21 protein-coding genes are annotated in these 23,127 nt (G+C 46.0%); 8 read left to right on the top strand and 13 right to left on the bottom strand.

Annotated features, from left to right (window positions below; all coding sequences use genetic code 11):
• Positions 1 to 89: 89 nt before the first annotated feature.
• Positions 90 to 953: a DNA-3-methyladenine glycosylase gene (locus NSU05_RS04235; protein ID WP_003233646.1), complete on the bottom strand. Its 864-nt coding sequence runs from the start codon at positions 951 to 953 to the stop codon at positions 90 to 92.
• Positions 954 to 1,071: 118 nt separating this feature from the next.
• On the opposite strand from NSU05_RS04235, the gene corA reads away from it, so the two are divergent.
• Positions 1,072 to 2,031 (top strand): magnesium/cobalt transporter CorA, encoded by a 960-nt coding sequence (corA, locus tag NSU05_RS04230; RefSeq protein ID WP_038428620.1) that lies wholly within the window; start codon positions 1,072 to 1,074, stop codon positions 2,029 to 2,031.
• 98 nt (positions 2,032 to 2,129) lie between these two features.
• On the top strand, positions 2,130 to 2,990 hold the full coding sequence (locus NSU05_RS04225) for an NAD(P)-dependent oxidoreductase (RefSeq protein WP_014476157.1): 861 nt from the start codon (positions 2,130 to 2,132) through the stop codon (positions 2,988 to 2,990).
• A 37-nt stretch (positions 2,991 to 3,027) separates the two neighbouring features.
• On the opposite strand, the gene pdaA is transcribed toward NSU05_RS04225, so the two are convergent.
• Together pdaA and NSU05_RS04215 are read right to left on the bottom strand one after the other, a co-directional pair.
• Complete coding sequence (gene pdaA / locus NSU05_RS04220) at positions 3,028 to 3,819, bottom strand: delta-lactam-biosynthetic de-N-acetylase (protein ID WP_003244439.1); 792 nt, start codon at positions 3,817 to 3,819, stop codon at positions 3,028 to 3,030.
• Between the two features lie 101 nt (positions 3,820 to 3,920).
• The gene (locus NSU05_RS04215) at positions 3,921 to 4,106 is read right to left on the bottom strand and encodes an SE1561 family protein (RefSeq protein ID WP_003223132.1); all 186 of its coding nucleotides are present in this window, start codon (positions 4,104 to 4,106) and stop codon (positions 3,921 to 3,923) included.
• Positions 4,107 to 4,250: 144 nt separating this feature from the next.
• On the opposite strand from NSU05_RS04215, the gene yfkAB reads away from it, so the two are divergent.
• A complete protein-coding gene (yfkAB, locus tag NSU05_RS04210; protein ID WP_003233655.1) occupies positions 4,251 to 5,372 on the top strand; it encodes a radical SAM/CxCxxxxC motif protein YfkAB in 1,122 nt (373 codons plus the stop codon).
• A complete protein-coding gene (mscC, locus tag NSU05_RS04205) occupies positions 5,373 to 6,215 on the top strand; it encodes a mechanosensitive ion channel protein MscC (RefSeq protein ID WP_010886444.1) in 843 nt (280 codons plus the stop codon). It begins immediately after the preceding gene.
• Positions 6,216 to 6,253: 38 nt separating this feature from the next.
• Here the strand turns inward: mscC and NSU05_RS04200 are convergent, their stop codons facing one another.
• A complete protein-coding gene (locus NSU05_RS04200; protein WP_082200930.1) occupies positions 6,254 to 7,048 on the bottom strand; it encodes a YfkD famly protein in 795 nt (264 codons plus the stop codon).
• A 70-nt stretch (positions 7,049 to 7,118) separates the two neighbouring features.
• The gene (gene cax, locus NSU05_RS04195; RefSeq protein WP_003233658.1) at positions 7,119 to 8,174 is read right to left on the bottom strand and encodes a calcium/proton exchanger; all 1,056 of its coding nucleotides are present in this window, start codon (positions 8,172 to 8,174) and stop codon (positions 7,119 to 7,121) included.
• 167 nt (positions 8,175 to 8,341) lie between these two features.
• On the opposite strand from cax, the gene NSU05_RS04190 reads away from it, so the two are divergent.
• The gene (locus NSU05_RS04190) at positions 8,342 to 9,517 is read left to right on the top strand and encodes an MFS transporter (protein WP_038428616.1); all 1,176 of its coding nucleotides are present in this window, start codon (positions 8,342 to 8,344) and stop codon (positions 9,515 to 9,517) included.
• Between the two features lie 198 nt (positions 9,518 to 9,715).
• Here the strand turns inward: NSU05_RS04190 and NSU05_RS04185 are convergent, their stop codons facing one another.
• The 3 genes from NSU05_RS04185 to yfkJ are packed head-to-tail and all read right to left on the bottom strand — an operon-like array spanning position 9,716 to position 11,375.
• Complete coding sequence (locus NSU05_RS04185; RefSeq protein WP_038428615.1) at positions 9,716 to 10,543, bottom strand: YihY family inner membrane protein; 828 nt, start codon at positions 10,541 to 10,543, stop codon at positions 9,716 to 9,718.
• Positions 10,544 to 10,566: 23 nt separating this feature from the next.
• Positions 10,567 to 10,887 carry a hypothetical protein gene (locus NSU05_RS04180; protein WP_038428614.1) on the bottom strand — a complete coding sequence of 107 codons (321 nt, stop codon included), beginning with the start codon at positions 10,885 to 10,887 and terminating at the stop codon, positions 10,567 to 10,569.
• A 17-nt stretch (positions 10,888 to 10,904) separates the two neighbouring features.
• Complete coding sequence (yfkJ, locus tag NSU05_RS04175) at positions 10,905 to 11,375, bottom strand: protein-tyrosine-phosphatase (protein ID WP_019712686.1); 471 nt, start codon at positions 11,373 to 11,375, stop codon at positions 10,905 to 10,907.
• 202 nt (positions 11,376 to 11,577) lie between these two features.
• On the opposite strand from yfkJ, the gene NSU05_RS04170 reads away from it, so the two are divergent.
• Together NSU05_RS04170 and NSU05_RS04165 are read left to right on the top strand one after the other, a co-directional pair.
• Positions 11,578 to 11,793 (top strand): DUF1128 domain-containing protein, encoded by a 216-nt coding sequence (locus NSU05_RS04170; protein ID WP_003243712.1) that lies wholly within the window; start codon positions 11,578 to 11,580, stop codon positions 11,791 to 11,793.
• Between the two features lie 92 nt (positions 11,794 to 11,885).
• Positions 11,886 to 13,076 (top strand): MFS transporter, encoded by a 1,191-nt coding sequence (locus tag NSU05_RS04165; protein ID WP_038428613.1) that lies wholly within the window; start codon positions 11,886 to 11,888, stop codon positions 13,074 to 13,076.
• Between the two features lie 38 nt (positions 13,077 to 13,114).
• Here NSU05_RS04165 and yfkM read toward each other — a convergent pair whose 3' ends face one another.
• Positions 13,115 to 13,633, bottom strand: coding sequence for a general stress protein 18 (gene yfkM / locus NSU05_RS04160; RefSeq protein WP_014479166.1), 519 nt, complete (start codon positions 13,631 to 13,633; stop codon positions 13,115 to 13,117).
• Between the two features lie 242 nt (positions 13,634 to 13,875).
• Here yfkM and NSU05_RS04155 point away from each other — a divergent pair, with 242 nt between their 5' ends.
• Positions 13,876 to 18,195, top strand: a complete 4,320-nt coding sequence (locus NSU05_RS04155) for a multifunctional 2',3'-cyclic-nucleotide 2'-phosphodiesterase/3'-nucleotidase/5'-nucleotidase (protein WP_082200929.1) — start codon at positions 13,876 to 13,878, stop codon at positions 18,193 to 18,195.
• 36 nt (positions 18,196 to 18,231) lie between these two features.
• Here the strand turns inward: NSU05_RS04155 and NSU05_RS04150 are convergent, their stop codons facing one another.
• The 4 genes from NSU05_RS04150 to treP form a co-directional block, all read right to left on the bottom strand.
• A complete protein-coding gene (locus NSU05_RS04150; RefSeq protein ID WP_029726870.1) occupies positions 18,232 to 18,897 on the bottom strand; it encodes an NAD(P)H-dependent oxidoreductase in 666 nt (221 codons plus the stop codon).
• Positions 18,898 to 19,036: 139 nt separating this feature from the next.
• Entirely contained in the window at positions 19,037 to 19,753 is a 717-nt protein-coding gene (treR, locus tag NSU05_RS04145) for a trehalose operon repressor (protein WP_038428609.1), read from the bottom strand.
• 20 nt (positions 19,754 to 19,773) lie between these two features.
• Complete coding sequence (gene treC, locus NSU05_RS04140) at positions 19,774 to 21,462, bottom strand: alpha,alpha-phosphotrehalase (protein ID WP_029317488.1); 1,689 nt, start codon at positions 21,460 to 21,462, stop codon at positions 19,774 to 19,776.
• A gap of 70 nt (positions 21,463 to 21,532) precedes the next feature.
• Positions 21,533 to 22,945: a PTS system trehalose-specific EIIBC component gene (treP, locus tag NSU05_RS04135; protein WP_003233682.1), complete on the bottom strand. Its 1,413-nt coding sequence runs from the start codon at positions 22,943 to 22,945 to the stop codon at positions 21,533 to 21,535.
• Between the last annotated feature and the right edge of the window lie 182 nt (positions 22,946 to 23,127).

Below are 23,127 nucleotides of genomic sequence, written 5' to 3'. Positions count from 1 at the left end.
AGCTTTCTGCAGCTGGCAGAAAGTGAAATGGTTTTTTCACATCTTTCTAGTATAACACGTTTGCAGGATTTCCTTCATTGTCAGACGAATTATTCTATACTTCTCCACAAATACAAAGACGCATAGCTTAAATAAGGCTCCCACTCCTTGCTCATCGCCAGCATGACATCCTTTGCCGGCTTATCGTCCAGCTGAAAATGGCGTTTGATGGCATTCTGGAGGCCGATATCGGCAAGCGGGAATAAATTGGGACGGCCAAGTCCGAACATGAGGACATTTTGCACGGTCCACGGGCCGATACCCCTGATTTTGATCAGTTTCTTCATAATGTCTTCATCCGCCATATGCGGCAGCTCTGACAAGCTGAGTGTGCCTTCTGCGATCATCCTTGATGTATCAATGGTGTATTCCGCTTTTCTCATGCTGAATTGCAGATCACGCAGATCCTGATAATCAAGTTCCGCAATCGTTTCCGGCTTTGGATAGCACCACACGCCATCCTTCTGCTCGCCAAACGCATGAACAAATCGTTCTGTTAGCGTGTAAGCGAAGGAAAGATTAAGCTGCTGGTGGATAATGCATTTCATCATGCAGTTGTACACGCTGTAGTCCAGAACAAGCGGCGTCCCGGCATGCTCTTCAAAAATGGCGGACAGGCTCGTTTTTGAAAAATGATCCAGAACGTGCTGCAAATGATTTTCCCATTGAAAAATCCGCTTGATTTCCTTCATCATTTCTCCCTGATCCGTTTCCCCGCTGACGAGGAACTCAGGCTCGCCCGCATGGCCTAACGCCTGTACCTTTACAATACATACGTCCCCCGCTTGATTTCTGATTGGCACACGGACTTCCCTCGCCTCTCGATCAACAGCATTGAGGGGGTCTAAAGACAGCCTGTCCAGCACGCGGTCAAAATGATACGGAGGCGTGACAGATACTTTTTCCTTCCACATGAGATCCACCCTTTTTTCCGTTTTTGTTCAGTATAACATGCCGCTTGAATTAGGCAGAGAGTACCGTATACTTTTCTCATAAAGACCGCATGATATAATGGCAGGTGGAGGGTTGTTTATGATCAACATTACCGCAATCACAACAGAGCATCAGCTGCTGAAAAATATACCGATCGAACGAGTGGAACAGCCTGATATTGCATGGTACTGGGTTGATTTTTACGGCCCGGAGGATACGGAAACGGCGTTATTGAGAGATTTTTTTCATTTTCACCCGCTTGCCATTGAGGATTGCTTCCAGCACATGCAGCGGCCGAAGCTTGACCATTATGACGGCTATCGTTTTTACGTGATTCATGCGCTGAATAAGGAAACACTTGAGACGGAGGAAGTCGATATCTTTCAAGGCGAAAAATTTGTCGTCACCTTTCATTTACACGAAACGCCCGGTATCGCTAAAGTCCGGGAGCGTTTGTATGCTTCACCGGATATATTGAAAAAAGGGCCCGGGCATATTTCTTATATGATCATGGATCAGCTTGTTGATGAATATTTTCCTCTCGTGTATAAAATTGAAGACCGGCTGAATGAAATTGAAGAAAGCCGTCCCCACAAAACGTATGGAACGCTGATGAACGAGGTGTTTGATCTCAGAACAGACCTATTGCATTTGAGACGGACGATTATCCCGATGCGTGATTTGCTCTACCGGATTTTAAGCCTTGACCATGTGAAAGAGCAGCGGGAAACGAAAGCCTATTTCAGCGACATATACGATCATTTGTTAAAGTTGTCTGAAATTGTGGAATCCAACCGTGACATGACGTCCGACTTGCGTGACAGCTACGTGACGCTAAACTCAAACCGGATGAATGCGATTATGATGACACTGACGATCGTATCAACCATTTTCATCCCGCTCACCTTTATTGCCGGTGTATACGGTATGAACTTCGACTTTATGCCGGAGCTGCATTGGAAATTCGGATATTTCGCTGTACTTGGCCTGATGGCCGCGCTTGTGATTGGAATGCTGATTTGGTTTGTACATAAAGGATGGTTCAATATTTTTAAATGAGGACAGCGAGCAGCTGTTCTTTTTTGTTGTAAGCCGATCGCTATGCATATTCTGTTCATATTGTTTATAATGGAAAAAATATTCAGGGAGTGATCAGATTGAAAATTGCTGTCATCGGACTCGGCAATATGGGACAGCCCATTGCCCGAAATGTTCTTCAAGCAGGCTACGAATTGACTGTCTATAACCGGACGAAACAAAAGACAGAAGACCTTGTCACAGAAGGCGCACAGGCAGCTGATACGCCGCGGCTGGCGGCAAAATCCGCTGATATTGTCATCACAATGCTTGCAGATGATGATTCTGTCAGCACCGTGACATTCGGAGAAGACGGGCTGCTTGAAGGATTAGCAGAGAACGGCATACACATCTCGATGAGCACAATCAGTGTTGAGTTCTCAGAAAAGCTCGCAGCAGCTCATGCAGAGAAAGGACAATTTTTTCTCGCCGCTCCTGTCCTTGGCAGACCGGATGCCGCAGCCAAAGCCGCGCTCCGTATCATAACAGCCGGACCGGCAGAAGCAAAGCAAGCTGCCAAGCCTCTGCTCGACAGCCTGAGCCAGCAGGTATTTGACGTCGGCGAAGAAAGCAAGACGGCAAATGCAGCGAAAATCAGCATCAATTTCTTGCTTGTGTCCATGCTGGAGGCGTTATCTGAATCCTTTTTAATGATGGAGAAATACGGCTTAGAACAAAAACAATTTTTAGAAATCGCCAGCGCGCTCTTTGGTTCTCCAGTCTATCAAAATTACGGAACCATTATGGCCGAGCAGAAATTTGAGCCGGCCGGCTTCAAAATGTCTTTAGGGCTGAAGGATACCAACCTGGCACTCGCCGCCGCAAAACGGGTTTCTGCAAATCTTCCTCTTGCCGAGCTGGCCAAGAGCCATTTTGAAAGCGGGATTGAGAAAGGCTTCGGGGATCTGGACTGGGCCGCACTGATTAAATGTATAAAATAAAGAAAAGCCTCTCCGTTTAAGGAGAGGTCTTTCTCTTTTACAAAGACGGCAGCCTCATTTCTTTCTCAAACATCAGATCATCAATGCTTTTAAATGTGTAGCCCTGTTTTTTCAGATCTGTAATCGCGTCATCCAGCGCTTCTGCATTGTCCCTCGATACGGTGTGAAGCAGGTAAATGGCTCCCGGGTGCGCCTGCTTGATCATATGATCGTAGGCATATTTCTTCCCCTTTTGGTTGTTGATTTTCCAATCAACAAAAGCGACCGACCAGAAAACGGTTTGATAGCCGAGGCGTTTCGTTTCTTTCAGTACGTACTCACTGAACACGCCGCGCGGCGGACGCAAGTACAGATTGTCCTGCTTTCCCGTAATTTTATAAACCTCTTCATTGACTGAATCAAGTTCATCCTGAATCTGATCAGCTGTTTTTGTCGTTAAATCCGGATGGTGAAAGGAATGATTGCCGATAATATGGCCCTCATCTGACATTCGTTTGATCAGCTGAGGCTGGTCCTTTACGAAATGCCCGGTAACAAAAAACGTTCCTGTTACGCGATGTTTTTTTAAGACATCAAGCACTTTTGGCGTATAGCCATTTTCATATCCGTTATCAAACGTTAAGTAAATCGTTTTTTCCTTTGTATTCCCTAAATAAAACGCGTCATATTTTTCAATTAAACTGTTCAGCTGCTTCCCGGCATCTGGCGGCTGATGATTGACACTTCGTTTAAAGCCCCAATTAATCGGCTCATTCGGCACCGCTTCCGCCTGTGCTGCACCTCCGGCAAGCAATACGGCGGCGCAGCATATTGAACACATCCACTTCATGGCCAGCGCTCCTTCTGCATTTTTTCTTATTTTACAGATAGGGGCTTTGTTTTATACTGTTGCTTTATGCCAATAAAAAAAACCGCGGCGGGCTCGCGGTTTTATTCCCAATCTTTTTTAAAACGTTCGTATTTGGCTTCCAGGTCATCAAGCATGCTGATGAGCCTGTCTATATCTTCAACGTCGGTTGCTTCAGGGTCTAATGAATCGATGACGTTCATAAACATGTCAAGTCTGTTCTTTAAATAATCAATCTGCTGATCTTTATTGTTTACGGCGTTCCCCATTCTGTTCCTCCATTCATTTTTTATTATGGTAGCTCATTTTTTGCCGTTTTTCAATCGCCGCGCTACTTGCGATCTTGGCAAATCAGGTCTAAAATTAACTGTTGGCAGCGTTAGTATGCCCATTTATAAAGGAGTTAGATAGTCATGACACAAAATACGAAGCTGCGTCCGATTACGCCCGAGTTTGACCCTTGGGAAGCCTATATGGATGTTGACCAATACGGAGACATGCAGCTGACAAACGTTGAATTCACAACGACGACACTGTGCAATATGAGATGCGAGCATTGTGCTGTAGGCTATACATTGCAGCCTAAAGACCCGAATGCTCTGCCAATAGATCTTCTGTTAAAACGGCTGGAGGAAATCCCGCGCCTCAGATCCATCAGCATCACAGGCGGAGAGCCGATGCTTTCGCTGAAATCAGTAAAAGAATATGTTGTTCCTTTATTGAAATATGCCCATGAACGGGGTGTGCGGACACAAATTAATTCAAATCTGACCCTCGACATCGAGCGGTACGAATGGATCATTCCGTATCTCGATGTGCTACATATTTCACATAACTGGGGAACAGTTGAAGATTTTGCTGAAATCGGCTTTGCCATGATGGACAGAAAACCGACCTTCGAACAGCGCGCGCGCTATTTTGAAAAAATGATCGAAAACAGCCGCACGCTCGTGGATGCCGGAGTAATGGTATCTGCGGAAACGATGCTGAACAAACGAACACTTCCGCATATTGAGCATATTCACCGCCAAATCACAGAAGATATGAAATGTCAGCGTCACGAGGTCCACCCAATGTATCCAAGCGATTTCGCAAGCGCTCTTGAATCCCTCAGCCTGAAAGAGATGAGACAGGCCATTCACCGCTTGCTGGATATTCGTGATGAAAATACGTGGATGCTGTTCGGAACGCTGCCGTTTTATGCCTGCAGTCCGGACGAAGACGACCAAAAGCTGCTTCGCCGGCTTCGCGCGGCGAAAAACGTCACAGTGCGAAATGACCCTGACGGCCGATCCCGCCTGAATGTGAACATTTTCGATGGAAACATTATCGTGACCGATTTCGGTGATACCCCGCCGCTTGGCAACATTCAGACGGACAGCCTCCCTTCCGCCTATGAAAAGTGGAGAGAGACCAAGCTTGCGAAGGAACTAAGTTGCCACTGCCCGAATGTCCGGTGCCTCGGACCGAATGTTCTTGTCAAAAACAGTTATTATCAGGATACAGACTTCACAAAACGTCAAGCCAGGAGTTAGATGCGGATGAAAGAAACACTTACGGAGATTTTTCAAAATAAAATCGTCGATATTCTCCTCGTTGCCGTTATCCTTTGGATCGGTGTCTTTATCATCAACCGGCTGGTACAGCTATTTTTTAAACGGACGGATTTTATTGAAGAAAAAAAGGAAAAAACGATTGAAAGCCTTGTCCGTTCTGTCACCCAGTATACGGCGACAATTGGTTTTATCTTTTACGTTATTTCTTTATTTGTGCATGATTTCGGCAAGATATTGGCCGGGGCGGGCGTAGCAGGTATCGTGATCGGTTTTGGCGCCCAATCGCTGATCAAAGATGTGCTGGCTGGTGTGTTCTTAATATATGAACGCCAGCTGCACAAAGGCGATTATGTCACCGTCAACAACTTGTTCAACGGAACAGTGGAGGAAATCGGCCTCCGCTCGCTGCAAATCCGGGAATGGAGCGGGAAGCTGCTCACCATCAGCAACGGCGAGGTCAGACAAATAGAGAACTATAATATTGATTTTATGCGGATTACCGAATCCTTTCTTATCAGCTTTAAAGAAGATCCGGACCGCGTGTACAGCGTGTTGGAAGAGGCATGTGACATGCTGAATGAAGAGCTTCGTGATTCATTGAAGCGGGATGAATTCGGCAATCCGACAGAACCATTTCAAATCCACGGCATCACCGCATTGAATAAAATCAATCGCGGCGTCGAATTTACGGTTAAAGGCATGGTGAAAGATGATGATTATTTCAGTGCCAGCCTTGCAGTCAGACGGGTTCTCGTTCGCCAGCTCTACCAAAACAATGTGCAAATGCTTGAGGAAGCGGTCCGAATTGAGAGAACCCAATAAACAAAAAAACTGATTCCGAGTTGGAATCAGTTTTTTATTTATCTTGGCAGTGAGGAAAGCTGAAAACCAAACGTGACATGATCTTGAACTGGAATCCACGCGCCGATTCCCTGTGACGTGACATTTTTCACGATGAGTTTTCGTTTATTTCCTTTCAGCACTAAGTACACTTCTCCGTAAGTCACTTTTCCTTTTTCATTCACAGCCGGTGCATATGCATGTAAATAACCGATTTTTTTAGGAGCGACTTTATAAATCTGATCCCGTTTTGTGCCAGCCCCGATGACCGTCTCAAATGCAAGCGGAAGGTTCGTTTTCTTCATTGCTTTTTGCATCATCATGCTTTTGACATCTTCAGCATTTGGAACTTTAGCTGTGAGGCCGCCCTTCACTCTGTACTGCTGTTCCTGGGCATAATGCATTTCAGCCGTTTCTTTCCCGCCGCGGTTATCCGCACGGTTTGTATTGATTTTTTTATATTCCCAGTTTGCGACTGTTTCATTTGATTCATAGCCGAGCGCCCATTTCCCGAGAAATATTGTCGCCCGGTACCCTACTGCAAGCGGTGTGCCGGATATGTTGGATTCATTCAGCATTTTGATGAGATGCGGATTTTCAATCTTCACCTCAGAATGATCGAGCAATTCCTTTGCCAGCTTGCTCGGCTGAAGCATTGGCTGATCCTGTGAAGCATTCGGATACGTGTTTTCCTTTGAAATGCTTGCGACAGAATTAGGAACCTTAAACTGCTTTTTCGCGTGGATGGGCTGAACGCCGAAAAAACTAAAGAATAACAACACGATAAGTGTGGAATGAAATAGCTTTTTCATCATATCACTCTTTCTATGGCATTTTCCCTTAGTCTTTTCATCCCGCTTTGTTGTTATCCATCATTTTTTCAGGTTAAAGAAGGAAAAAGCCGATCGCCATAATGACATATGCAGCAAGCAGTGTCGCCCCTTCAAACCAGTTGGAATCCCCGTCATTCGAAATCGCGATCATCAAGAGAACCGCTGATACCATCGCGACGAGCTCCGGCAATGTAAATACAAGCGGCATGCTTGTCGGAAAAAAGATAGAACAGATGACGAGAACCGGTGCGACAAACATAGCGATCTGCAGCGTAGAGCCGACTGCAATTTCAACCGCAATGTCCATTTTATTTTTGAAGGCCATAATAATCGCTGACGCGTGCTCCGCCGCATTTCCTACAATCGCCACGATGATGACCCCGATAAACAGCTCGCTCCACCCGAACTGTTCAGCAACCGAGTGAAAGGTATGGACCAGGTTTTCGGATATGTATGCAACCACAATCGTTGCCGCAAACAAGACAATCGTCGCAACCTTCCCTGACCATTCCGGCTCTTCCTCTTCTTCAGACTGAGCGGCATTATTCGGCTGATAAACGCCCCGATGCGTGACAAGTTTAAAGTACAGCGCCGCCACATACAACAGAATCATAATGATGCTGATGCCGATGCTTAAATTGAGCTTGCTGGCGTTTCCCATACCAACAGAGAATACCTCCGGAATCACAAAGGCGACAATGATGGCAAAAATCAGAAGCCCGGAGTTATGGCGGGCATCATGGATATTAAATTCCTGCCGCTTATATTTTAAACCGCCGACAAAAAACGATAGGCCCGCTACCAGCAACAGGTTCCCCAGCACTGAACCGGTTAAAGAGGCAAGCACGATTCCTGTCAGGCCTTCTTTTAATGCAAAAAGGGAAATAATCAGCTCCACCGCATTCCCGAAGGTTGCATTCAACAAACCGCCGATACGCGGTCCTGCAATGATGGACAGTGATTCTGTCGCCCTCCCCATATAGCTTGCAAGCGCGATAATCGTCACGCAATAAACGGCAAATAGAACCGCGGAAGGCCAATGCATCAAACTGCCAATCACAGAAAGCGGAACACCGGCCGCCACTAAAATAAAAAAGATACGATTCATGGTGAAATAGCTCCTTTTTTATGACTTGTTTTATTTTTATTCTTCACAAAAACCTTCATGATTACACGAGGGCAAATGTATAGCGTGATATAGGCTTTTTTCAGGTTGCCTGCTTTTGGAAAACATTGTACGATCAACATAGATTCCACATAAGGAGAACTGACACGATGTCACGATTTCATTTCTTTATCCTTGTCTTGCTCGTATCCATTTCCGGGTTTTCACAAGGCATGCTGCTGCCTGTCATTTCAATCATTTTTGAAACAAATGGAGAATCCGCTGCTATCAACGGCCTGCACGCGACCGGGCTGTATATCGGTGTGCTTTTGGCTTCGCCGTTTATGGAAGCGCCGCTCAGAAAGCTCGGGTTCAAGCCGCTGATCGTCATGGGCGGAAGCATTGTCATTTTAAGCTTATTCGGATTTATTTGGCTTCAGTCAGTTTGGGTCTGGTTCCTGCTTCGCCTGTTCATTGGAATCGGCGACCACATGCTTCACTTCTCTACGCAAACGTGGGTGACCTCCATGTCATCAAAACAAAATCGCGGAAGAAACCTGTCTATTTATGGGCTTTCCTTTGGCCTTGGCTTTGCCGCAGGCCCGTTCATGGTGCCGCTTGTCAAGCTGAGTCCGTCGCTTCCTTTTATCGTGTCCGGCTGCATCAGTCTGTTTGCGTGGCTTTTTGTTTTCTTTCTACAAAATGCATACCCGGAAACCAGTCCTCATGAAACCAAATCAGACAATAGTTTCAGGCGATTTTATCAGGCCATGCTGTTTGGGTGGGTTGCCTTTATGCCTACATTTGGCTATGGCTTTCTGGAAACGGCGCTGAACGGAAGCTTTCCGGTGTACGCGCTCCGTTTGGGGATATCAGTAGACGCAGTAGCGATCATCCTTCCCGCATTTGCGATTGGAAGCATTATTTTTCAGTTTCCGCTCGGCATCCTCAGCGATAAATACGGCAGGCGGAATGTGCTGCTGGTGATTTTACTGACTGGGGCTCTTTGCTTTTTCATCGCCGGTGTATTTCCTTCGCCTTACGTGATCGGCGGCTGCTTTTTTATTGCAGGAATGGCAGTAGGATCAACCTTTACACTTGGCATCAGCTATATGACAGATCTTCTTCCGCCCCACCTCCTGCCGGCGGGAAACCTGCTTTGCGGCATTACCTTCAGTCTCGGCAGCATCCTCGGCCCGATTGCCGGCGGCTGGTATATGCAGACATTTGAAAGCGCAAACTTGTTCTACTTCATTACTCTCACGCTTAGCGCTGTGTGGCTGGCCCTTGTGCTGGGCAAACCGAAAAGCTGGTCACCGGCTGAAACCTATTCTTCATCTTCTTAATCAAAAAGCCTCCTGACATCATGTCAGGAGGCTTTTATGCTAATGGTAGCCGTTTTGTCCGTTGGCGCTTCCGCTTGTTTTATGGCTCGATTTGCTTTTCGAGTTTTGTTTGTTATGGCTTCCGCCTTTTTTCGTATGCTTGGTCATCACGAATCCCCCCCGACTTCTTTTTGAACCGAAGTTCGTTTATAGGGTGCGCTAATGGTAGGGATTTTCATCAGGAAGCTTTTTACGTTTATGTAAAAGAGCGTTGATTTCTCCGCCTAGGATAATTAAAATGCCGCTCAAGTAAAACCAAATCATCAGAACGATGATTCCCCCGATGCTCCCGTAAGTGGCGCTATAGTTCGCAAACGTGCTGACGTAAAATGAAAACAATGTGCTGACAACGATCCAGCCGATGGTCGCAAAGACCGCACCCGGCATGACAAACCGGAGAGACAGCTTTTTGTTCGGCGCAATCATATACAGCGCGGAAAAAACAATCAGTAGCACAAGCGGGCTGACACCCCAGCGAATGGCGGCCCAGACGGATAAAAACAGATCCGACGCGCCGACAAAGTCAGAAGCGAGCCTTCCAATCTCCCGGCCAAATACCGGCAGAAGCAAAGCCACTAAAATCGTAAATACCATGGCAATCGTCAAAAAAATAGAGGTTAGACGAACAATGATAAAAGAGCGGTTTTCTTCCACATCATACGCGTGGTTCAGCGACCGGACGATCGCGTTCATTCCATTAGACGCAGACCATAATGCGGCGATAATCCCGAATGACAGCAAACCGCCATTTCGATTATTTAAGGTTTGATGGGTAATGGATTCAACGAGAGACATCGCACTGGCGGGAGCATATTGTTCTATGACTCCTAAAACATCATCGGTAGAAAGCGGAAGATACGCGGTGAGCGTCAGCATAAAAATCAAAAACGGAAACAGTGACAATAGAAAAAAATACGCCAGCTCCGCTGATTTACTTTGTCCTTCATGAAGGGTGTATCTGCTGAAAAGCTCTTTCAAAAAACTCATGTCGTCTCACCTCGCATGTTTGATCATTTTTTTGAAAAATGCTCTTTCGTTTCTTGCACGAGTTCCATCACTTGCGGCGCTGTTTTCTTCAGCTCTTTCACCTGCTGGTTCACAAAGTCGACTTCCTTTGAAAGCGTTTGGGCAAGCTTTTTGGCCTCATCCACTTTTGTGATAACAGTGTTTTTTAACAGCTCCGGATTGCTTTTATACAGTGAAAGTTTATGCTTGCATGTCAGCCATCTCATGCCGCACGCCTGTCTTGTCGGCTTATGGAGCAGTGATAACGCCGCGCCTGCCGCAGCTCCGAGAAATATCCCTTTCAGCATTAAACGTTCGTTGTTCATGCAAATTCTCCTTTCACTCACAATTGTTTTTCTTTTTGAATAGACGCAAGCAGATGCTCACAGCCCGATTTGATTAATTGGCAGACTTCTTCAAAATTCCCTGTGTAGTAAGGATCGGGAACGTCGGCAAGATCTGAATCTTCAACATAGTCCAACAGCCTTTTGATATGTGAGGTGTTTTTAAATCCCGCCATGCTTCTGAGACTTCCGATATTTTCTGCATCCATTGCAATGATGTAATCAAAATCGGCCAGATCCTGTTCGCTGACTTGACGCGCCAGCATGCCATCAAAGCTGATTCCTTCTCTGCGCAATATCTCCTGCGTTCCCTCATGCGGCGGATTGCCGATGTGCCAGCCGCCGATTCCCGCTGAGTCCGCCTTGATTTTCTCCTCTAATCCTTTTTTGGCTGCAAGGTCCCGAAAAATCGCTTCCGCCATCGGAGACCGGCAAATGTTTCCTAAACAAACAAATAACACGCTTATCATGTTGTCCAACCTCCCTATTCTTTGCCCCTATTTCTCTAAAAAGAAACCTTCATGAATATCTTAGTAGGATGTTCATTTTCTTTTCAACTGATGTCTTCACTTTTTTGGAATGAACAGCCTGCTTTTAGAATAGGGTTTTTTTCTGATGGAATTCTGTTAGAATAAAACATACCTATATTGCGCATAGAAAGGATGGAACCCTTTGTCCAGCCCAAATACAGAAACATTAACTCAAATGATTGAAGAGATTTCCCAAAAGCTGAACATGCTGAACGTCGGCGTAATCAAAGCGGAGGATTTCAGTGATGAGAAGATTGAAGACCTCACGTACCTTCACAGAATGGTGATGAAAAAAGAATCATTCAGCCCAAGTGAAATGCAGGCGATTGCTCAAGAATTAGCCTCGCTTCGTAAATAATGGAGACTGGCCGGAAACTCGGCGAGTCTTTTTTATCATTTCCCCAAACCAAAACAGCAAAGTGTTCGAATAAGATTTGAAGGAGTACAAGCATGCAAACGACATCTATCAAAACAGCATCCGGAATGTATATCAACTACTTCTTTCTGGGGATGGTCAACATCATTCTCGCATCCAATATGTCTTCATTAACAAAACAGTGGAATACCGATCCGACCGGCATCAGTTATGTCATTGCCGCTATCGGATTTGGCAAACTGCTGACATACGGCATTTCCGGCGTTCTATCAGATAAAATCGGCAGAAAGCCGCTTGTTGTCGCTTCTGCGGGAATTATGGCCGTCTTTTTAGTCGGTATTCCTTTATCACCGAGCTATGAGCTGGCGTTTGTGTTCGCCTTATTAGCCGGAGTCGCAAATTCAGCGATGGATGCCGGAACATATCCGGCCCTAACCGAGCTCTTTCCGTCTGCTTCCGGTTCGGCGAATGTCTTGGTCAAAGCCTTTATGTCTGTCGGGGCCGCACTTTTGCCGCTTTTGATCACATTTTTATCAGACCACAGCATGTTTTACGGATTTGCTTTTTATCTGCCGGCAGCGGTCTATCTCCTGAATATTATTTATTTATCAACGCTTTCGTTTCCTAAAAAACATAAGAAACCAACTAATAGCGGCCAACAGGAATCTCCCGTTTTCTTGTCTGAACCCGTTTTTCAGAAGGAAGGCACCGCACTGATTATCATCGGTTTTACATCCACGGCTTTATTTACGGTTTCTCAAATCTGGCTCCCGAGCTACGCGCAAAAGGCAGCCGGTTTAGCTGAATCAGCATCTGTACAATTGCTGAGCTATTATAGTATAGGATCTCTGGCATCTGTTTTATTATTAGCCGTTTTGCTGAATAGATGGGTCAAACCTGTCTTCATAACGCTCTTATATCCTATTATTACTTTATGTACGCTCGCAGTCATGCTGACCGTTCATATCCCAGTTGTGCTGGACATCACTGCCTTTTTCTTAGGCTTTTCAACTGCGGGTGTGTTTCAAATTACCATTACGTTAATGACAGAGCTTTTCTGGAAGCGAAAAGGAACCGTTACCGGAATTGTAGCGACCGCTTCAAGCCTTGCATCGATTCTGCTGCCGATTGCAACAGGGCTTATCGCAAAAGCGGGGGGCATCGCCCATATTTTCATATTCGACTTCGGCATTGCGGTCATCGGAACGGCTGCAGCTGCTTTCTTGTATTACAGGTACCAGAAACTGACAGGTGCTCAAGCCTAAGCAACAAAAAACGGACGCCCAAGAGCGTCCGTTTTTTCTTATTTCTCAAGCAATGCCAATGACTCGCGGTTAAATGCCGGTATATCTTCCGGTGTGCGGCTAGTGACCAATTGATCCTGGCAAACAACCACTTCCTTGTCCACAACGTCGGCACCGGCGTTTTCCATGTCAACACGAATGGACGTATAGCCCGTCGCTTTTCGGCCGTCGAGCGCTTTCGCATTGATTAAAAGCTGCGGGCCGTGGCAAATGGCGAATACCGGTTTTTTGTCAGTCATAAACGCTTTTGTAAATTGGACGAAACGATCGTCAGCGCGAAGCTGGTCTGGTGAAAATCCTCCGGGAATCAAAAGCGCATCAAAGTCTGAAGGGTTTACGTCGTCAATGGACGCGTCAACCGTCACTTCCGCTTTTCCCTGCTTGCCTTTTACTGTTTTTCCTTTTTCTTTTTCGATGACAGTCAGTTCATGTCCCGCTTCTTTAAAGGCTTTCGCAGGCTCAGTGTACTCGCTGTCCTCAAAATAATCTGTTAAAACAACTGCAATTTTTTTCCCCATGATTCATAACCTCCCGCTTTATATGTCTACATAAAACACTCTACCCCAGCCACACTAAAATAAACATTCCGCGATTGTGGCAAACGATAAGCATAAATACCCAGTATTTGTCGCTTGATACTGATACATAATACTCATTTTTCTCCCTTTTACAATAATCATAAAGAAACACCTACAAATAGTTACAAAATATTCTTACAATAGGAGCTGTAACACAAATTTCGTTGAAAGGTGGAGAACTGGTGAGAATACAGAAAAGACGAACACACGTCAGAAACATTCTCCGTATTCTTTTGCCCCCAATTATGATACTTAGCCTAATCCTCCCAACACCACCCATTCATGCAGAAGAAAGCGCGGCTCCTCAGGTGTATCTGAGTATTTTGGCTACGACTGATATTCATGCCAACATGATGGATTACGATTACTACAGCGACAAAGAAACGGCGGATTTCGGTCTGGCGAGAACAGCGCAATTGATCCAAAAGCATCGCGAGCAAAACCCTAACACCCTTCTTGTGGATAACGGCGACTTGATTCAAGGGAATCCGCTGGGTGAATACGCGGTGAAATATCAAAAAGACGATATTATCTCCGGCGCGAAAACCCATCCGATTATCGGCGTCATGAATGCGCTGAAATACGACGCCGGAACGCTTGGCAATCATGAATTCAACTACGGGCTCGACTTTCTCGACGGCACAATCAAAGGAGCCGATTTCCCAATTGTAAATGCCAACGTCAAAACAACTAGCGGTGAAAACCGTTATACGCCGTATGTGATTAATGAAAAAACCCTCATTGATGAAAACGGTAATGAGCAGAAAGTAAAAGTCGGTTACATAGGCTTTGTCCCGCCGCAAATCATGACATGGGACAAAAAGAATCTCGAGGGGCAGGTTCAGGTGCAGGATATCGTAGAATCCGCCAATGAAACGATCCCGAAAATGAAGGCCGAAGGCGCAGATGTCATTATTGCCCTCGCCCACACCGGCATTGAAAAGCAGTCACAATCATCAGGTGCAGAAAACGCCGTGTTTGACCTTGCCACTAAAACGAAAGGCATTGACGCGATTATCTCGGGCCATCAGCACGGACTCTTTCCTTCCTCCGAGTATGCGGGTGTTGCTCAATTTGATGTGGAAAAAGGAACAATTAACGGCATCCCTGTCGTCATGCCAAGCAGCTGGGGCAAATATTTAGGCGTGATTGACCTCAAGCTTGAAAAGGCAGAGGGCTCATGGAAGGTAGCAGATTCCAAAGGAAGTATTGAATCTATTGCTGGCAACGTCACATCAAGAAACGAAACCGTTACAAACACCATTCAGCAAACACACCAAAACACACTGGAGTATGTCCGAAAGCCAGTCGGCAAAACCGAAGCAGATATTAACAGCTTCTTTGCACAGGTCAAAGATGATCCTTCCATTCAGATCGTGACTGACGCGCAAAAGTGGTACGCTGAAAAAGAAATGAAGGATACCGAGTACAAGAACCTGCCGATTTTATCCGCTGGAGCGCCGTTTAAAGCAGGCGGCAGAAACGGAGCCAATTACTATACAAACATTCCAGCCGGAGATCTTGCGATTAAAAATGTCGGTGACTTGTATCTTTACGATAATACTGTTCAAATCGTCAAGCTGACAGGCAGCGAGGTCAAGGACTGGCTGGAGATGTCAGCAGGCCAATTCAATCAAATTGATCCAGCCAAAGGCAGCGATCAGGCCTTGCTGAACGAGAATTTCCGCTCCTATAATTTTGACGTGATTGACGGTGTCACATATCAGGTCGATGTGACAAAACCGGCTAAATACAATGAGAACGGAAAAGTGATCAATGCGGATTCATCCCGGATCATCAACCTTTCCTATGAAGGCAAGCCGATCAGCCCAAGCCAGGAATTTCTCGTAGTCACCAATAACTATCGTGCGTCCGGAGGCGGCGGGTTCCCTCATCTGACGAGCGATAAAATTGTCCACGGCTCTGCAGTTGAAAATAGGCAGGTGCTGATGGATTACATTATTGAACAAAAAACAGTCAATCCAAAGGCAGACAACAACTGGTCAATCGCGCCTGTTTCCGGCACGAATCTGACGTTTGAATCCTCGCTTTTGGCCAAGCCATTTGCCGATAAAGCAGAAGACGTCGCTTATGTAGGCAAGTCTGCGAATGAAGGCTATGGTGTGTATAAGCTGCAATTCGATGATGATTCAAATCCAGATCCTCCTAAAGACGGACTGTGGGACCTGACCGTCATGCACACCAATGATACGCACGCACATCTCGATGATGCAGCGAGACGAATGACGAAAATCAACGAAGTACGCAGCGAAACAAATCACAACATTCTCCTTGATGCGGGAGATGTGTTTTCCGGCGATCTGTATTTTACTAAATGGAACGGTTTGGCCGATCTGAAAATGATGAACATGATGGGCTATGACGCCATGACCTTCGGAAACCATGAATTTGACAAAGGCCCGACAGTGCTTTCTGATTTTCTAAGCGGAAACAGCGCAACCGTTGATCCGGCGAACCGCTATCACTTTGAAGCGCCGGAATTTCCGATTGTCAGCGCAAACGTAGATGTGTCAAATGAGCCCAAACTGAAATCATTTGTCAAAAAGCCGCAAACCTTTACCGCAGGTGAAAAGAAAGAGGCCGGCATCCACCCTTACATTCTGTTAGACGTTGACGGGGAGAAAGTCGCCGTATTCGGCCTGACAACGGAAGATACGGCCACCACATCAAGCCCGGGCAAAAGCATCGTATTCAATGATGCCTTTGAAACAGCACAAAACACCGTCAAAGCGATTCAGGAAGAAGAAAAAGTAAATAAAATTATTGCATTAACCCACATCGGGCATAACCGGGATCTTGAGCTAGCCAAAAAAGTAAAAGGCATTGACTTGATCATCGGCGGACACACTCACACCCTCGTAGACAAAATGGAGGTCGTGAACAACGAAGAACCGACGATCGTGGCACAGGCCAAAGAATACGGCCAATTCTTAGGGCGCGTTGATGTCGCATTTGATGAAAATGGCGTTGTGCAAACAGACAAATCAAATCTGAGCGTGCTGCCGATTGATGAACATACAGAAGAAAACGCAGAAGCAAAACAAGAGCTCGATCAGTTCAAAAGTGAATTAGAGGACGTGAAAAATGAAAAAGTCGGCTACACGGATGTGGCGCTTGATGGCCAGCGTGAGCATGTGCGCACGAAGGAAACAAATCTCGGAAACTTCATCGCGGACGGTATGCTGGCAAAAGCGAAAGAAGCAGCCGGCGCCAGAATAGCGATAACAAATGGCGGCGGCATCAGAGCCGGCATTGACAAAGGTGATATCACACTCGGCGAGGTGCTCAACGTGATGCCGTTCGGCAATACGCTTTACGTGGCCGATTTAACCGGAAAACAAATTAAAGAAGCCCTTGAACAAGGCCTAAGCAATGTGGAAAATGGCGGCGGCGCTTTCCCTCAGGTGGCCGGAATCGAATATACCTTTACATTAAACAACAAACCTGGACACCGTGTGTTAGAAGTGAAAATTGAATCGCCTAACGGAGACAAAGTTGCTATAAATACGGATGATACCTACCGCGTGGCAACAAATAATTTTGTTGGTGCCGGAGGAGACGGATATTCTGTCTTTACAGAAGCCTCCCATGGTGAAGACCTTGGCTACGTTGATTATGAGATTTTCACCGAACAGCTGAAAAAACTAGGAAACAAGGTCTCTCCTAAAGTTGAAGGACGGATCAAAGAAGTATTCCTGCCGACAAAGCAGGAGGACGGCAGCTGGACACTTGATGAAGACAAATTTGCGATTTACGCTAAAAATGCCAACACGCCATTTGTCTATTATGGAACACATGAAGGATCTCAAGAGAAGCCTATCAATCTTAAAATGAAAAAAGATCAGGTCAAACTTTTGAAAGAAAGAGAATCAGATCCTTCATTGACGGTGTTCAACTACTGGTACAGCATGAAGATGCCAATGGCGAACCTTAAATCAGCAGACACTGCAATCGGAATCAAGTCGACGGGAGAATTGGATGTGTCACTGGCAGATGTATATGACTTTACAGTGAAGCAAAAAGGAAAAGAAATAAAATCATTCAAGGAGCCCGTTCAGCTTTCGCTTCGCATGTTTGATATTGAAGAAGCCCATAACCCTGCCATTTATCATGTCGACAGGAAAAAGAAAGCTTTCACAAAGACAGATCACGGATCAGTTGACGATGATATGGTGACAGGATATACAAACCACTTCAGCGAATACACGATCTTAAATTCCGGAGAGAACAACAAACCAGGCGGAAAACAGCCAACTGACGGAAACGGAGGAAATGATACGCCTCCCGGCACTCAACCGACTAACGGCTCTGGAGGAAACGGTTCGGGCGGATCAGGAACAGACGGTCCGGCTGGCGGCCTGCTTCCGGACACAGCCACATCCATGTACTCGATCCTGTTGGCCGGATTTCTGATCAGCGCACTCGGCACCGCAATGTACTTACATCAGAGGAGAAAACAGAATAGAGTGAATCAGGCATAAAAAAGAGCTGCTCGCTAAGCGAGCAGCTTTCTTTATTTAAACCCACTTCACAACATCTTCAACAGCAGATCTTGTTTTCGGACGAGGGTCTCTCACTCGGTAGCCAAATGCCACCATCACAGAAATATCGAAGCTTCCGTTTTCCAGAAGGCCTTCTTCTTCAAGAATACGGTGAATGTGATCGTACTGGAAGCCTTCGATCGGGCAGGAATCAACACCGATTTGCGCAGCGGCAGTCATCATGTTGCCAAGCGCGATATAGGTTTGTTTTGATGCCCAGTCAAACAATGTTCTGTCACTTTCAAGCAAATGCAAATCGTTTTTCTGGAATTCTTCTGTTTTGCTTAAATAGCCTTCGTACACGTCTTGCGGCATTTGTTTTACTTCTTTTAAATGACGTTTGATGTAGTCCGCATTATATTTGATATCCTTCGCTGTACGCGCAAGAATCAGGACGAAATGGCTTGCGGTCGGCAGCTGCTTTTGCGCGCCCCATGTGTATTCACGAAGCTTCTCGCGGAAATCCGGATTTTGGACGACGACAAATTTCCAAGGCTCAAGGCCGAGTGAGCTCGGAGACAGTCTTCCTGTTTCTAAAATAAATTCAAAATCGCTGTCTGACACTTTTTTATTCGGGTCAAATTCCTTAGTCGCATGCCTGAAATTGTATGCATCCAGAATTTGTTTCTTTAGATCTGCCATGTAAAACACCTCTCCTTTAGGTTACTCTCATCTCTATTGTAGCCATTATGATAAAAAGTAAAAGTACGCACATTTTTGTTGGATAGTATCAATTTTGATACCAAACAAAAAAGCGCGCTGCCGCAGGCAGGCGCCTCTCTCATTTCCCCCGCCGCGCAAAATCAACAAATCGGAATTTGTCGAGACGGTGTCTGCTTTCCGTATATTGAAACAAACTGGTATCCTCCAAAAAGACGTAGTTTCTCACCACGACCATATGGTCATAGCCGCGTAAATCGAGCAGCTCTCTGTCCTCGTCCGTACACGGCTCGGCGACAATTTCTTTTTGGGCGTAACTGATCGAAAGACCGAGCTCTCCTTCTATATATTCATATATGGAGTTTTCACAAATTTCTTTCGTCAGGTGAGGGACATGCTTTCTGAAAAAGTAATCCTTGTCCAAAATCACATGTTCCCCGTCAATCTTTCTAGACCTGATGACTTCCCAGATGTCGTCATCCAGATTGGCCCGGAGCTGTTTTTGGATCAGCTCTGACGGAGGCTCCAGCCCGAATTTGTGTACAGTTGTTTTCGTTTCTTTGCCAAGCGTTTGCGCGAGCTCCTTGAAGCTGACAAGGCCCGAAACGGGAAACTGCATTTTTTCACGATTGAGCACGACGGAGCCTTTTCCCCTGATTTTCTGGATATAACCGTTTTGCGCGAGCATATGAAGCGCCTTTCGGACCGTTTCTCTTGATGTACCGTACTGTGCGGTCAACTCATGTTCAGACGGAAGAATCTCCTCCGCTTTCCATCGGCCGCCTTCAATTTGCTGTGCGATGTCTTTATAAATTGTGATGAATTTATTCGCCTTCATTATGGACCACCCAGCTTAGTTTAACACGGTTTTGTTAAACGATAAACAATGGACTCATACGGGCGAAGCGTCATGTTCTGAAGCCCTTCCCTTGCTTCATCGTTCGTCAACAGCACCTCTGCCTTCCATTCGTCAGGCGCTAAAGAGTCCGGCAGTGTAAAGGCCGCCTCTGTCCCGTAAAAATTATTGATCACGAGCAGCTTTTCATTGCTGCCGTGTCTGAGATACGCAAAAATGTTCGGGTCATCCTTTGCGATTAACTCATACGTTCCCTCTGTCACAATGTCATACATTTTGCGAATTCGAATCAATTTTTGATAATGGTAAAACACCGAATTCTGATCCCTCAGCGCCGCTTCAGCATTGATTTCCCGGTAATTTCCTGCAACCGGTATCCATGGTGTGCCCGTTGTAAAACCGCCATTCTCCGTAGCATCCCACTGAACGGGGGTTCTGGAATTGTCACGGGATTTCGCCTGTAAAATGGCTGTGATCTCTTGATCAGCCATTCCTTTTTCCTTAAAGGCGTGATACATGTTCAGCGATTCGACATCCCGATAGGAGCTGATGTCAGTAAACTTCGGATTCGTCATCCCCAGCTCCTCGCCCTGATAAATATAAGGCGTGCCCTGCATCATATGAATGGCCGTAGCAAGCATTTTCGCCGATTTCACCCTATATGCGCCATCATCTCCATATCTTGATACAACGCGCGGCTGATCATGATTGCACCAGAACAGAGCGTTCCATCCTCCTCCTGCGTGCATCCCCGTTTGCCAGTCGGATAGGATCTCCTTCAGCTTCAAAAAGTCAAACGGCGCCAAGGCCCATTTTTCGCCGTTAGGATAGTCAACCTTGAGATGATGGAAGCTGAATGTCATATCAAGTTCTTTATTGTCAGGATTCGTATACCGGATACAGTGGTCTACGGTTGTTGAAGACATCTCACCGACCGTCATGCTGTCGTAATGTGAAAACACCTTTTCGTTCATTTCATGCAGAAATTCGTGCACACGCGGCCCGTCAGTGTAAAAAGAGCGGCCGTCGCCGCCGTCCTCCGCATTCGGAAAGCGCTGATCTTTAGAAATCAGGTTGATGACATCAAGCCTGAAGCCATCTATTCCCTTTTCAAACCAAAAATGCATCATGTCATAGACATGCTTTCTGACCTCTTCATTTTCCCAATTCAAATCAGCCTGTGTCACATCAAACAGATGCAAATAGTATTGGCCCGATGCTTCGTCAAGCTCCCATGCCGAGCCGCCGAATTTCGATTCCCAGTTCGTCGGAACAGAACCGTTTTCCTGCGGGTTTTTCCATATATAAAAATCACGATACGGGCTGTCTATTGAAGAGATCGCCTCGCGAAACCATTTGTGCTCTGTTGACGTATGATTGACAACAAGATCCATGACGATTTTCAGGTCTCTTTTATGTGCTTCGGACACTAGCCGCTCAAAATCCTCCATCGTTCCGTATTCAGGATAAATCGAGTAATAATCACGAATATCGTACCCATTATCATGCTGAGGAGAATCATAAATCGGCGTCAGCCAAAGCACATCCACCTGAAGTGTTTTTAAGTAATCCAGCTTTTCAATAATGCCGTTCAAATCGCCGACACCGTTTCCCGTCGTATCGTTAAAGCTTTTCGGATAAATTTGATAAACCACAGCTTTTTTCCACCATGGCGTTTGTTCTGTTTTCATCTGTCTCCACCACCATATTTAAATTGAAAATGGGAAAAGGGAACGTTCAACACGTCCCGCTCCCCATTTGTTATTTATGTTTGAATCTCGCATACGCGTATGTTCCGGCAAACGGCACGATCAATACAATAGCCATCCCGATTGCAAACGCGCCCCAGTACTGGCTCATGATTGAGAAAATCCCCGGCACGCCGCCGACACCAACGGAGCTTGCCAGCACACCTTGAGAAGAAATATACATTCCGGCCAGGCCAGAGCTGACCATTGCAATGATAAACGGGAATCTGTATCGCAGATTCACCCCAAAGATGGCAGGCTCTGTAATGCCAAGATAAGCAGAAATCCCTGATGTGAGGGAGAGGCCTTTTTGTTTCTCATCCTTCACGATAAACATCATGGCCAGAGCCGCCGAACCTTGTGCGATATTAGAAAGCGCCAGCATCGGCCATAAAAAGGTGCCGCCGAGCTTTGAACCGATGAGCTGCAGGTCGACTGCAAGAAACGTGTGATGCATACCGGTAATCACGAGCGCTGAGTAGAAACCGCCATATAACAGACCGCCCAGTGCGGCAAAAGAACCAAACACCGAGATAAGCCCTGAAGTCAGTACATTACCGATCGCAAATGTAATCGGGCCGATAATGATAAAAGAGGCAAATCCTGTTAAGAGAAGCGTAATTGGTGCGACAACGAGCAGCTGTATGCCCTCAGGTGTGCGTTTTGTTAAAAATACCTCAATCTTCGCCAGCATATAAGAAGCAAGCAAAATTGGGAGCACCTGGCCCTGATAGCCGACTTTCTGCACCTCTAGGCCGAATAGATTCCATACCGGGATCTCTCCGCTTTGTTCTGCCGCGCCATATCCCCACGCATTCAGCAAATCAGGATGCACGAGCATAACCCCGAGCACAATGCCGAGAAGCGGATTGCCGCCGAACCGCTTGACTGCAGACCATCCGATTAACGCAGGCAAAAACGTAAAGGCCGTGCCTGCAATCAGGTTAATCATATTAGCAAGATCCGCCCACTGCGGATAAACCTGCACAATCGATTTTGTGCTGAAGAAAATGCCTTCCGCCGTTAAAATGTTATTGATCCCCATTAAAAGACCCGCCGTGACAATCGCAGGCAATATTGGAATAAAAATATCTGCAAGCGTTTTCACAGCACGCTGCAAAGGATTCATATTTTTTTCTGAGGCCTTCTTCACTTCATCCTTTGTTGACTCGCCAATCCCCGTTTCCTTAACCAGTTCAGCATATACTTTATTGACAGTTCCCTGGCCGATTACGACCTGAAACTGTCCGTTTGTCGAGAATGATCCCTTTACCACATCAATTTGATCAAGCATCTCTTGGTCAACCTTGCTTTCATCTATTAAAGCAAAACGCAAACGTGTAACACAATGAGTTGCCGCTGCAATATTTTCAGCACCGCCGACTGCTTCGACAATCTGACGTGCCGATTTGTTCAGTTCCCCCATGCCAACCCCTCCGTATCCGTTTTTATAACTTGTATATACAATTTATAATCATATTGTATTCCTGTATATACAGGTAGTCAACACTTTTTTATAGCGCTTTCATCCTAGTCTGGAATATATGAAACAGACAAGGTTACCCTAAAAGTCACAAGCACTTATTGTGACATTAAAAAGCAGGGTGA

It is taken from the genome of Bacillus sp. EU52 (genome assembly GCF_037964975.1).
Lineage (GTDB): Bacteria > Bacillota > Bacilli > Bacillales > Bacillaceae > Bacillus > Bacillus subtilis.
The sequence above is the reverse complement of the archived record's forward strand: the minus strand, read 5'-3'. Positions and strand labels throughout refer to the sequence as shown.